This window comes from Treponema sp. HNW, from assembly GCF_050320395.1.
Lineage (GTDB): Bacteria > Spirochaetota > Spirochaetia > Treponematales > Treponemataceae > Treponema_C.
On sequence record NZ_CP144459.1, the window covers coordinates 2106804 to 2119606 of the forward strand.

Sequence of the window (12803 nt, forward strand, 5' to 3'; positions counted from 1 at the left end):
AGGATGTTCAATATGGAAAGATACCTCAAAAAACTGGAATGCAGCTATGCAAAAAAGTTCGGCAAAAAAAACGAAATATTTCCCGATTCGGTAAAAGTCGCTTGGGACGGACGTTCCGTTATTTTAACCGGCAGTCTTCCGACGGTGGAAGAGCGGTACAAAATCGGTTCATTTTTTGCCAAACACTGTAAAAAAACGGCGCACGGAATAAGACACTCCTCATACAAAGGCCTTGTAAACGATATTCTGGTAAACGGTAAAAGCGAAGCTCCCATGAAGATACCCGGCATAACGGATAAAAAGCTTGAAGGCTTTTCAACCGATATTTTGATTATCGGAGCGGGTGTTATAGGCTGTGCCATAGCGCGCGAATTATCCCGTTATGACGTTTCAATTGCCGTTATAGAAAAAGAAAGCGACTGTGCCGTGCACGCATCATCGAGAAACGACGGTATGATTCACCCCGGCTTTGCGGACAATCCGAAAACGATAAAGGGGCGTTTAAATACGCGCGGAAACCGCCTGTATCATAAACTGGGCGAAGAACTGGGCTTTGATACACAATGGCCGGGAAGCTTTATGCTTTTTAATTCCCCCCTCTTATGTCTTTTGCTTCCCCTTATGCACCATCGGGCAAAAAAGAACGGTGTGGACGGAAAGGTCGGATACCGCAGCAAAAAAGCTGTACAAAAAAAGGATCCTCATATACAGGCAAAACATTACGGCGGCTTTTGGATGCCCTCGGCAGGCATCGCATCCCCTTTTAAAGTGACGATTGCCTTTGCCGAAAACGCGGTTCAAAACGGTGTGCGCTTTTTTTTCGAAACGGCGGCAAAGGGTTTTGATATGCGGGAAAATAAAATAAACGCCGTATTCACAAACCGCGGGACCGTCAGGGCCGAAATCGTTATAAATGCCGCCGGTCTGTGGTCGGATAAAATTGCACAGTTCGCGGGCGACCGTTTTTTTTCAATCCACCCGCGTAAGGGCATGGATATGATTTTGGATAAAAAAAAGGGAGCCTTCCAACATACGATTATCGGTATGCCGAATCTTTTAGCTTCATCGAAAAAAAATTCAAAGGGCGGAGGCCTCGTTCCCTGTATTGAAGGAAACATCCTTGTAGGGCCTACCGCACGTGAAGTGTATGAGCGGGAAGATTATGCAAGCGATGCGGAAGATACAGCCGGCTTAAACGTTCACATTGCACTGAACGATGCTCTTTCGAAAACCGATGTTATCGCCTATTACAGCGGAACGCGGGCGGCAAATTGGGAAGAGGATTTTATCGTTGAAGGTTCGGAAAAGGTTGCAAACCTCGTGCATGCGGCGGCAATCCAATCCCCCGGTTTTGCTTCGGCTCCCGCAATAGCTGAAGATATTGCGGCTATTACGCTCAAGCGCTTGGGAGAGCAAAGAGGAAAAACCGTGCCGTGGAAAAACTCCTTTAAAGCCGAACGGAAAGCCGAAACGGAAACGGCAAAATTAAGTGCGGCGGAAAAAAACGCCTTGATAAAACGGGACAGCGCTTACGGTAAAATCGTATGCCGCTGCGAACAGGTTTCCGAAGGCGAAATACGGGATGCGGTAAAACGCTGCAAAATACTCGGTTTGGAAAACATAAGCACCGATGCGGTAAAGCGCCGCTGCCGTGCGGGGATGGGACGCTGTCACGGAGGATTTTGTACGCCCCGTGTTATGGAAATTATTAAAGCCGAAACGGGAATCCCTATGGAAAAGATTACAAAAAAAGGCGGTTTCTCCTTTATTTTGGCGGGAACAACGGACGGTTCTAAATGAATACGGAATTTTACGACATTATCGTTATAGGAGCGGGGCCTGCCGGAATGGCCGCCGCCCTTGCCGCTTCCGAAAAGGCGGCCGAAAGCCGTATCGCCCTTATAGAACGGGAAGAATGTATCGGCGGCATCTTAAAGCAATGTATTCATGACGGCTTCGGGTTAATACGTTTTAAAGAACGCTTAACCGGCCCCGAATATGCACAGCGTTACCGGGATAAGCTCTCGGCGTGCACAAATATCGACATATTCATATCAACCTTTGTAACGCATATTCAAAAACAAAAAGAGGACGGTTTTGAACTGGAATTTATAAACCCCGTAAAGGGAGCCTTTAAACTGAAGTGCAGGGCTTTGATTTCGGCAACGGGCTGCCGGGAACGCACCGACCGGCAAATTTTTATTCACGGAGACAGACCCTCAGGTGTTTTTACGGCAGGACAAGCCCAAGCTTTTATCAATTTAAAAGGCTTTTTGCCCGGTAAAAGATGCGTTATTTTGGGAAGCGGCGATATAGGCCTTATTATGGCGCGCCGCCTTACCCTTGAAAGCGCCGCAAGCGGCGGAAGCGTTGAAGGAGTGTATGAGGTTAAAGACGAGCCTTCCGGTCTGACGCGAAATATAGTACAGTGCCTTCAAGACTACGGAATCCCGCTTCATCTTTCGACAACGGTTACGCGTCTTCACGGAGAGGAGCGCTTGGAAGGCGTTACCGTTACCCGAGTCGATAAAAATATGCGGCCTATAGCCGGAACCGAGCGTTTTATTCCCTGCGATACTTTGATTTTAAGCGTCGGTCTGATTCCCGAAAACGATATTTTGGATGAACTGCATCCGGACATGGATGAAAGAACAAAGGGGCCGAAGGTAAATCAGTTTATGGAAACAAGTATTAAAGGACTTTTTTCATGCGGGAATGCCTTACACGTAAACGACCTTGTCGATTACGTTTCCGAATCCGGCAGAATTGCGGGAGAAAGAGCCGCAGCTTTTGAAGCGGAGACAAGTGCTAAAAGCGCCGATGAAATTCCCGTCATCGCCGATAAAAGCCTTCTATATCAGGTACCGTCCCGCATTAAAACGGGCGAAAATGCAATTTGCTATTTCCGCTCATCCGAAAACAGCGAACATGCAAAACTGATAATAAGATCGGACGACAAAATTATCTTTGAAAGAAAATATGCCTTTTTAAAACCGCCCGAAATGGAACGTTTTGAATTAAAGGCTTCCCTGATTCCGAAAGGAACAAAGGAACTGTTTTTTACCTTGGAGGAAGAGCCGTGACAAAACATATTATCTGCATAGCCTGTCCGCGCGGCTGCCGTCTTAGCCTACATATAAAAGATACCGCCGATAATCCTCCCGCGGAACAGGACATTGAAGTATCGGGCAACAGCTGCCCGAAGGGAATCCTTTACGGACGGCAGGAACTCATCTGTCCCGTGCGGACTCTGACCACAACAATTTCCTGTACCCTCGATGCGGACAAGCCGTTTTCCGATAGGCGGCATATACGCTTACCGGTAAAAACAGTTTGTGAAATACCGCTTAAGGATACGGCACTTACAATACGGAAAATACACGACATACGCCTTACACGGGCGGTAAACTGCGGCGATATAATCGCCGTTTTAAAAGGCGAAGACGGCTCAAAGATTCCCCTTGCAGCTTGTGCTTCAACGGAGGAAAATGTATGAATCCCGCAGAAGGAACGATTATCGCAGTGGACTGCGGAACCCAAAGCCTTCGGCTTATTATCTTTGAAAAAGACGGGACGCTTCTTGCCAAAGAACAGGTATGCTATAAGCCCTACGACGCTCCAAAACCGGGCTGGGCCGAACAAAACACCGAAGTATGGTGGGGCGCCTTCTGTACGGCGGTAGGCAAAATCAAACAAAGCCGGCCGGAACTCTTAAAAAAAGCGAGAGGTATCGGAATTACATCTCAGCGCGATACCGTTATTTTGATTGACCGGGAAGGCAAGGTATTGCGCCCCGCAATAACCTGGCTTGATACGCGCCAAGCGCGGGGCAGTTATCACCCCTCGGGCATTATGAAAGCCGTATATAAATTCATCGGTATGTACGACAAGATAATCCACTCGCAAAGCGCAGGCCAATGCAATTGGATTCGGGAAAATGAGCCGGAAGTATGGCAAAAAACATGGAAGGTTCTCATGGTGTCGGGTTACTTTAATTACAGACTTACCGGTATTCCTGCCGACTCTCCCGCTTCAATTGTTGCACACCTGCCCTTCAGTCATAAAAAACGCCATTGGGCGGGAAAATCCGACATAACATATAAAATATTCCCCATGGAAAACGATAAAAAATGTACCGTCATCGAAAGCGGTGAATTTATCGGCCGGGTAACAAAACAGGCTGCTTTACAAACGGGACTGCCGGAAGGGCTTCCCGTTATCGCATGCGGAAGCGATAAGGCCTGCGAAACCCTGGGCATGGGCTGTATAGACACGAATACGGCATCGTTGAGTTTTGGCACCACGGCTACGGTTGAAGTATGTATCGACCGCTATATAGAGCCCCTCCCCTTTTTTCCCGCCTACAGTGCCGCCTGTCCCGGCTGCTGGGTTCCGGAAATAGAAATCTTCCGGGGGTATTGGATGATAAGCTGGTTTAAAAACGAACTCGGTTATGAGGAACGCTTAAAGGCGACGGCAACGGGAATTATTCCCGAAAAGATTATGGACAGCCTGCTGGATGCTTCTCCTCCCGGCTGTTACGGTCTTATGCTCCAGCCTTATTGGGGTGCAAGCTTAAAAGACGATTATGCAAAAGGCTCAATCATAGGTTTCGGCGATGTTCACGGCCGTCATGCCATGTACCGCGCAATTATAGAAGGACTTGCCTATTCGCTGCGGGAAGGCTTGGAACAGCTTGAAAAGCGCGGAGGCTTTCGTGTAAAACAAATCGCCGTTTCAGGCGGAGCATCGCAAAGCAACCGCATATGTCAAATAACGGCAAATATTCTAAACCGTCCCCTTGTACGCGGTTCCATAACCGAAGCTTCGGCATTGGGTGCCGCGGTACTGACGGCAAAAGGAACCGGCTTTTATGATTCGATAAACACGAGCATAAAACATATGGTGCGCTATGAACGTACCTTTATGCCGAACCCCGAACACCGTAAACTGTATGACGGATTATACCGTACATATACAAAAATCTATCCGGCCCTTAAAGACATTTACAAAGAAATACGCGAAATAACCGGATATCCGTCCTAAAAGAATCCGGGATAATAATCAGGAGGTTAACGATGGCAGAGCGTAAAGTATATAAAGGATTTAAACCCGAATGGGAACAGGTTCCCCCGAAGCGGGATTCATTCCGTTCGATTTTAAAGTGGGGAGACCCGAATGAATTTAAAGAACCGAACGAACGCTTGTTCAAATTGATGAAAGACAAACTCGGCTTAAAAGATGAGGACTTTAAAACAAAACACAACCTCGGCGAAGAAGCGATACCGGATAAGCTCGAGTCTCCCGCTCTTGAAGCAAAACACGTTGCGTTCTTTGAAAGCGTATGCGGAAAAGAAAACGTCAGTATCAAAGGATACGACCGTATGTCGGTTGCCTACGGAAAAACCATGTACGACTTATACCGCTTGCGCGAAAACATAACCGAAAATGCGCCGCAAGCAGTCCTCTACCCTTCAAGCCACGACGAAATCGTAAAAATAACCGATTACTGTAAAACGCATAAAATACCGGTTTACGTGTACGGGGGAGGCTCCTCGGTTACGCGCGGAGTTGAAGCGGTAAAAGGCGGCATAAGCCTCGATATGCGGAAAAATTTTAACAAGGTAATCTCTTTTAACGAAACCGATCAAACGATTACCGTGGAAGCGGGCATGAGCGGCCCCGCATTGGAAAAGGTACTAAACGAAGCCGAAAAAAACTTCGGCGCAAAACGGGCCTACACCTGCGGGCATTTCCCTCAATCTTTTGAATACTCATCGGTAGGAGGCTGGACGGTAACGCGCGGCGCAGGGCAAAACTCCACTTACTACGGAAACATCCGCGACATGGTTATCGGACAAACCTACGTAACGCCTGCAGGCATTATTAAAAGCTACGGCCTTCCCGCACACGCCGTCGGCCCCGATATAGACGAACTGATGATGGGAAGCGAGGGCGCCTTCGGCATTTTAACCCATGTTACCTTAAAAGTATTCCGCCTTACAAAACAAAACCGCTTCTATTTCAGCTTTATATTTAAAGACTGGCAAAGCGCACAGGAGGCCGCCCGCGAAATTATGCAAAACGAAGCGGGGCATCCTTCCGTATTCCGCCTGTCCGACCCGGAAGAAACCGACGTTATGATGAAGCTTTACGGCGTTGAAGGAACCCCTCTTGAAACAATGATGAACCTTGCAGGCTATAAGGCTCACAGCCGCTGTATGTTTTTAGGCTGGACTGAAGGCGAAAAAGGCTTTGCGCAAAACCTTTACCGCAGGGTAAAAAAAATCAGCCGCTCATACGGCGGCCTCTTTTTAACCGGCCACCCCGCCCATAAATGGGAAGAAGGCCGCTTTAACGACCCCTATATGCGGGAATCTTTACAGGATTACGGCATCATCATCGACACAATGGAATGTTCGGTTACTTGGGATATGATGGGAAGGGTTCACGAGGAGGTACGGAAATTTGCAAAATCGCGGCCGAACACGGTGTGTATGACCCACCTTTCGCACGCATACGAGCAGGGAGCAAATCTCTATTTTATCTTTATAGGAAAATTCCGCGATAAAGAAGAATATCTTGACTATCAGTTCGGCATATTCGACAACATTATGCAAGCGGGCGCTTCCATGAGCCACCACCACGGCGTGGGAAAAATGACGGCCGCATGGGTTGAGCAGTCGATCGGAACCGACAACCTGAATATTTTCCGTGCCTTAAAAAAGCACTTCGACCCGGACAATATTATGAATCCCGGCGGAACCGTCGGCCTCGACATGACAGAAGCGCAAAGGCGTAAACCAAAATTTGCAGGACGCACGTGGGATAATCCTGCTTACTGACACTTTACAGCTTTGCGATTTCCTCGCGGCTTAAGCCTGTTCCGGCGGCATGCACGGTTTTAATCCCCTGTAACCGCAATCAGCGGATATCTTCCGTAACGGCCTCTATGTCATCCAGTATTTTTACGAGTTCTTCTTTTTTTAAGCCGGATACCTTTATCGTACAGCGCCGGTGTTTTACATCTTCACCTTCGGCGGTTACCAAAGAAACGATGTTGCCGTTCAAATCGGCAATAGCTTTTGCAAGGCGGGCAATTTGACCGGGTTTTTCATCCAAAGAAAAGACGGCGCGCACTCCCTGATGCCGGGCACCGAACATATTTACAAAGGTACGGAACAAATCTTTTTCGGTTATAATACCTACGAGCAAGCCGCCGCGCATAACCGGAAGACAGGTTATGTCGCCGTCGGCCATAATGCGGGCGGCTTCTTCTACAACTTCGGTTTCCTGAACGACGGTTACGTCCTTTTCCATAATTTTTTTAACCGTCAGCTTGGACAAAAGATAACTGATTTCGTACATATCGAGGGTTGTAGCGGAAGAAGGATCGGCCTTTAACAAATCCTTTTTTGTAACGATGCCCACGAGGTTATCGTTTTTATCCAAAACGGGGAATTTGCTTACCCCCTCCTTGCTCATAAGCGCCTTTACGTCGTTTACCGACATATCGGGATTTACGCATACGGGATTTTTAGTCATAACATCGGCAACAATCATACTACCTCCTTATAAACGCTAAACGATTCAACCTCAACGGTACGTTTTTATCAACCGCCCAAATACGCTTTTTTTACGCTTTCATCGCGAATCAAATCCGCACCTGCGGCAGTTTTTACGATAGCGCCCGTTTCAAGAATATAGGCGCGGTCGGCAATATTCAAAGCTTTAAAAGCGTTTTGTTCAACCAATAAAATCGTCGTTCCTTCGTCGTTTATTTCCTGTATAATCGAAAAAATCTCATCAACCAAAATCGGCGCCAAACCCATCGACGGTTCATCCAATAAGAGGAGCTTCGGGCGGGACATGAGGGCCCTTCCCATTGCAAGCATTTGCTGTTCACCGCCCGAAAGGGTACCGCCCGCCTGACGGAAGCGCTCTTTTAAACGGGGAAAAAGCGCAAACACCTTTTCCATATCTTTTTTTATCCCGGCGCGGTCTTTTCTGGTAAAGGCACCCAATTCAAGATTTTCCAGTACGCTCATATTGGCAAAAATCCGTCTTCCTTCGGGGACTTGAATAAGGCCCGTCCGCACGATTGCATCGGGGGCAAGGTGTGTAATATCCTGGCCTTCGAATAAAACACTGCCGTCGGTTTTTTTTACGATATTCGATAAAGCGTGAAGCGTAGTGGTTTTTCCCGCCCCGTTTGAACCGATCAGCGATATAATTTCGCCCCGATTGACTTCAAAGAAAATGCCGTGCAGCGCCTTTATCGCTCCGTAGTGGACGGTTAAATCTTTTACCTTAAGCATGTACGGCCTCCCCTCCCAAATACGCCTTTATAACCGCAGGATTTTTTTGAATCGCTTCGGGCTCTCCTTCGGCTATAATGCGTCCGTAATCGAGTACAATCAAACGCTCGCAGATTCCCATAACGAGGTTCATATCGTGCTCAATCAATAAAATCGTTACGTCGAATTCTTTACGGATAAAGGCAATCAACTGCATAAGCTCGGCCGTTTCCTGAGGATTCATACCGGCGGCAGGTTCGTCCAAAAGCAAAAGCCGGGGCTTTGAAGCGAGGGCACGGCATATTTCAAGCTTGCGCTGCTCTCCGTAAGGAAGATTTTTTGCAAGCTCGTCTTTTTTTTCGGTCATCTTAAACAGGCGCAGCAAATCGGCGGTTTTTTCTTTCATACGCTGTTCGTCTTTATAAAAACAGCGGGTACGGAACAGCACGTCCAGAGGGTTCACCTTGCGTCTTGCATGCAGGGCTATCAAAATGTTTTCTTCGGCGCTTAAATTGCCGAACAGACGGATGTTTTGAAAGGTGCGTGAAATACCTATGCGGTTCAATTTATCGCTCGACAGTTTTTCGACGCTGTGCACCTTTTGCTTTTTGTCCCAAAAATCTATACTGCCTTCGGTAGGGGTATAAATGCCCGAAAGCATATTGAATACCGTTGTTTTTCCGGCTCCGTTCGGTCCTATTAAACCGATGAGTTCCCCCTTATTTATAACGCAGGAAAAGTTACCGACTGCACGCAGGCCGCCGAATACAATGGAAATATCGTTTACCTGCATTAAAAGTTTTTTATTTTCCATCGCAGCCCTCCTTTTTAAAACGGCGTTTTACAAGGCGGCACAGAGGACAGTCTGCTTTTTTTTCGGCCTCAAACGATGCTCCGGTTTCCGAGGGGCAGCTTTTACCTCCGTAGATACGCTTTAAAATAAAGCTGCATCCGGTATCCCAAAGTTTAACAAAGGATAATTCTTTCATGCCTAAAAGTCCCTGCGGCCGGAACAGCATTACAAAAATTAAAATCAAAGGATAAATCAAAAGACGGAAATCCTTTAAAAAGCGCAGGAATTCCTGTAAAAAAGTCAGTACAAATGAGGCGATAACGGAACCGGTAATCGAGCCCATACCGCCGAGTACGACAAAAATCAAATAGTCGATACTGCGGTTAAAGGAGGCAAGGTCGGGTTTTATAAAACCTATAAAGGGAGCATAGAGCGCTCCTCCGATACCCGCGACGAATGATGCGATAACAAAGCCGGTCATCTTATAGCGGAACACGCCGATACCGCTTGATGCGGCTGCGATTTCGTCTTCGCGTACGGCTAAAATAGCGCGGCCGTATGTAGAGCGCAAAAAATTATGCAAAAGCGCAATGACGATAATAAGGGAGCCCAGCATAACAAGCCAGGACAAAACGGGTGACAGCGACAGTACAACGGCGGCCGAAGCGGTAAAGCGTTTGCCGTTTGCACCGCCGGTAAAGGTTTTAAAGTTGATTAAAAAAACGCGGATGATTTCACCGAAGCCGAGGGTTACAATCGCAAGATAGTCACCGGTAAGTTTTAAAGTCGGAAAGCCGATTAAAAAACCTGCAACAGCGGTAATAAGACCTGCGGCCAAAATGCTCACCGGAAGCGGTAAACCCGCATTTTCCGTCAATAAAATAGCCGAATACGCGCCTATTGCCATAAAGCCCGCCTGACCGAGCGACAGCTGTCCTGTAATACCGCATACGATATTCACGCTTATAGCCATAATCGCATTCACCGCCCCAAGGGTAATGATTTGAGCAGTGTATGCATCTATAACCGATAAGTTTATCAATAAGGCCGGAACAAGGAGAATAAATAAGGCAAAAAAAGCCGGAACCGCCGTATTTTTAAAAGAATATGAAACACGTACCATACTCATACCTTTTCCCGCACCTTTGTTCCCATAATGCCAGTCGGCTTAACGAGCAAAATGACGATTAAAATGCCGAATGAAATGGCATCGGCAAACTGCGAGGATAAAAAGCCCTTCGTAAAAGTTTCGGCTATGCCCAATATGTAGCCGCCGAGCATGGCCCCCGGAACCGAGCCTATACCGCCCAAAACGGCGGCGACAAAGGCCTTTAAGCCCGGCATCGTTCCCATAACCGGCTCCACTTGAGGATAGGCGGTTGCATATAATATACCGCCGGCGGCGGCAAGAACGGCTCCCAAGCCGAAGGTAAAGGCTATAACCTTGTTAACCGAAATTCCCATTAAACTTGCGGCATGCATATCGAATGAAACGGCCCTCATAGCCTTACCGATTTTTGTTCTGTTAATAATATAGTTCAATACAATCATTAAAAAAGCGGATAAGACGATAACAATCAGCTGAATATTCGATACCGATATGGAGGCAATATCGAAACTGACGGTTTTCGGTGTAGGATATTGGCGCGGATTCGGTCCTATAAACGGAAACACGCGCGCACCGTTTTGTAAAATCAAAGAAACGGCGATAGCGGTAATCAACGAATTAAGGCGCGGCGCATTACGTAAGGGACGATAGGCAAAGCGTTCAATAATGATTGCAAGCAGGGCGCACACGAGCATCGAAAAAATAAAAGCGGCCGACAAAGCCGCAGGGGTTGTACCCCATGCCGTAAGAACAAAAAAGCCGCAGTATGCGCCGACCATAAGAATATCGCCATGCGCAAAATTGATAAGCTTTACAATACCGTAGACCATAGTGTAGCCTAAGGCAATCAAAGCATACATACTGCCTAAGGACAATCCGTTGACCAGCTGGCGGACAATCATATTGCCGATTTCCATGGACACTCCTTTTATCCCATTATATATAAAAAAAGATTACGCGTAAATAGTCCGTTTCGGGATACCGCGCATAAAACGACACAAGCGGCCGCCGTAAAAGACAACCGCTTGTGAAAAACCGGCTTAATACCGAAACTTAGGGATTAACGGTCGCCTTATATACGGCAGTTAACTTTCCGTCTTTTTTGACCAATTCCATCATAACGGCCGATTTTATCGGGTTGCGGTTTGCATCAAAGGTTAAGTTACCCGTTACATAGCTGCCGTTTGTTTTTGCGAGGGCATCGCGGATAGCTGCCGTATCCGATGTAGTTCCGGCCTTTTCAACCGCATCCTTTAAAAGATATACGCAGTCGTAAGCAAGGGCGGCAAAAGAAACGGGGGTGGAACCGTATTGTTTGGTATACGCATCTACAAAACGCTTTACACGCGGATCGGAAGAATCCGAGGCATAGTGGTCGGAATAAAAACCTTTTAACACCTCGTCTCCCGCATTACCGATAAGACCGCCCCAGCCGTCGCCGCCGACAATCTCCGTATCGATTCCCTGGTCGCGCAATTGCTTTGCAATCAAAGCGACAACACCGTAGTAGTCGGGCAAATATACAACATCGGGTTTTGCATTTTTGATTTTGGTAAGCTGAGCGCTGAAGTTTTTATCTCCGGTACTGTAGGATTCGGAGGCGACAATCGTACCGCCGGCTTTTTCAAAGGCGATTTTGAAATTATCATATAAACCGACAGAATAATCGTTTGCAATATCGTATAAAACGGCAGCGCGTTTTTTACCTAAATATTCGGCAGTAAATTTACCGCCTACCGTTCCCTGAAAGGGGTCGATAAAACAGGCACGGAATACATAGTCGCCGGCGTCGGTTATGCTGGTCATCGTTGCGGCGGGAGCAACTAAAAGCACCCTTTGGGCCTGGGCCAAGGAAGTGATTGCGGCAGTCGCACCGGATGTAAGAGAGCCGATAATAACTTTTACACCGTCTTTTGTCGTCAATTTTTTATAGACGTTTACCGTTTTTTCGGGATTGCCCTCATCGTCTTCGCCGATAAGCACAACCTGTTTTCCGGCAATACCGCCTGCAGCATTGATTTCGGCTATAGCCAATTCCACACCGTTGCGGGCTTCGGTACCGTATACGGCAACCGGACCGGAAAGGGGATAAATACCGCCGATCGTAAAGGTATCGGATTCTTTTTTAGCACAGCCGGCAAAAAACACCGAAACGACTGCAAAACAACCGCATATAAAAAGAGCGGCACCTGCGTTTTTTTTCATGGAAAACCTCCGTTTTACTATAAAATTTATTATACAGATAATAAAAAAGCATGTCTATAGTTTTATTAAAGTTTTTTCAGTCTGACTTAATTATCCCCGTAAAAGAGCGTAAGGCGGGACGGTTTTAAAATAAAAGAGGGTGCCGCTCAGGCTTTGCCTTCGGACACCCTTCGTTCAAATCTTATACGGCGGCAGCCTTTCCGTTTTTAATGGCTGCGTTGCAGAATTTGCATACGGTCGTTTTTTGACCTTCAATTTCATGTTCGTATAAAACTTTTATATTTTCCTTTTTACAGCGGCCGCAGGTTCCGCGTCCGTGATTAACCAAATTGCGAATACCTTTTCCGCGATGTGATTTTGACATAGATCCTCCTATGGAATCCGAACCGCTTATGCGGCC

At 47.1% G+C, this 12803-nt stretch carries 12 protein-coding genes; 5 read left to right on the forward strand and 7 right to left on the reverse strand.

The window, feature by feature from the left end:
- Window positions 1-12: 12 nt before the first annotated feature.
- The 5 genes from V1L52_RS09660 to V1L52_RS09680 are packed head-to-tail and all read left to right on the forward strand — an operon-like array spanning window position 13 to window position 6845.
- A complete protein-coding gene (locus tag V1L52_RS09660) occupies window positions 13-1800 on the forward strand; it encodes an NAD(P)/FAD-dependent oxidoreductase (RefSeq protein WP_428769139.1) in 1788 nt (595 codons plus the stop codon).
- Complete coding sequence (locus V1L52_RS09665) at window positions 1797-3083, forward strand: NAD(P)/FAD-dependent oxidoreductase (protein ID WP_428769141.1); 1287 nt, start codon at window positions 1797-1799, stop codon at window positions 3081-3083. The genes V1L52_RS09660 and V1L52_RS09665 overlap by 4 nt, the downstream gene beginning before the upstream one ends.
- The gene (locus V1L52_RS09670; protein WP_428769142.1) at window positions 3080-3496 is read left to right on the forward strand and encodes a DUF1667 domain-containing protein; all 417 of its coding nucleotides are present in this window, start codon (window positions 3080-3082) and stop codon (window positions 3494-3496) included. The genes V1L52_RS09665 and V1L52_RS09670 overlap by 4 nt, the downstream gene beginning before the upstream one ends.
- Window positions 3493-5046: an FGGY-family carbohydrate kinase gene (locus V1L52_RS09675; RefSeq protein ID WP_428769144.1), complete on the forward strand. Its 1554-nt coding sequence runs from the start codon at window positions 3493-3495 to the stop codon at window positions 5044-5046. Before V1L52_RS09670 ends, V1L52_RS09675 begins: the two co-directional genes overlap by 4 nt.
- Before the next feature lie 32 nt (window positions 5047-5078).
- Window positions 5079-6845 carry an FAD-binding oxidoreductase gene (locus V1L52_RS09680; protein ID WP_428769146.1) on the forward strand — a complete coding sequence of 589 codons (1767 nt, stop codon included), beginning with the start codon at window positions 5079-5081 and terminating at the stop codon, window positions 6843-6845.
- Between the two features lie 79 nt (window positions 6846-6924).
- Here the strand turns inward: V1L52_RS09680 and V1L52_RS09685 are convergent, their stop codons facing one another.
- From V1L52_RS09685 to V1L52_RS09715, 7 genes are all read right to left on the reverse strand, one after another.
- On the reverse strand, window positions 6925-7563 hold the full coding sequence (locus V1L52_RS09685) for a CBS and ACT domain-containing protein (RefSeq protein ID WP_428769147.1): 639 nt from the start codon (window positions 7561-7563) through the stop codon (window positions 6925-6927).
- A gap of 50 nt (window positions 7564-7613) precedes the next feature.
- A complete protein-coding gene (locus tag V1L52_RS09690) occupies window positions 7614-8318 on the reverse strand; it encodes an ABC transporter ATP-binding protein (RefSeq protein ID WP_428769148.1) in 705 nt (234 codons plus the stop codon).
- Complete coding sequence (locus V1L52_RS09695) at window positions 8311-9111, reverse strand: ABC transporter ATP-binding protein (RefSeq protein ID WP_428769150.1); 801 nt, start codon at window positions 9109-9111, stop codon at window positions 8311-8313. The genes V1L52_RS09690 and V1L52_RS09695 overlap by 8 nt, the downstream gene beginning before the upstream one ends.
- The gene (locus tag V1L52_RS09700) at window positions 9101-10219 is read right to left on the reverse strand and encodes a branched-chain amino acid ABC transporter permease (RefSeq protein ID WP_428769152.1); all 1119 of its coding nucleotides are present in this window, start codon (window positions 10217-10219) and stop codon (window positions 9101-9103) included. The genes V1L52_RS09695 and V1L52_RS09700 overlap by 11 nt, the downstream gene beginning before the upstream one ends.
- Window positions 10216-11115: a branched-chain amino acid ABC transporter permease gene (locus tag V1L52_RS09705; RefSeq protein WP_428769154.1), complete on the reverse strand. Its 900-nt coding sequence runs from the start codon at window positions 11113-11115 to the stop codon at window positions 10216-10218. The genes V1L52_RS09700 and V1L52_RS09705 overlap by 4 nt, the downstream gene beginning before the upstream one ends.
- A 136-nt stretch (window positions 11116-11251) precedes the next feature.
- On the reverse strand, window positions 11252-12403 hold the full coding sequence (locus V1L52_RS09710; RefSeq protein ID WP_428769156.1) for an ABC transporter substrate-binding protein: 1152 nt from the start codon (window positions 12401-12403) through the stop codon (window positions 11252-11254).
- A gap of 181 nt (window positions 12404-12584) precedes the next feature.
- On the reverse strand, window positions 12585-12767 hold the full coding sequence (locus V1L52_RS09715; RefSeq protein ID WP_428769158.1) for a hypothetical protein: 183 nt from the start codon (window positions 12765-12767) through the stop codon (window positions 12585-12587).
- Window positions 12768-12803 lie beyond the last annotated feature (36 nt).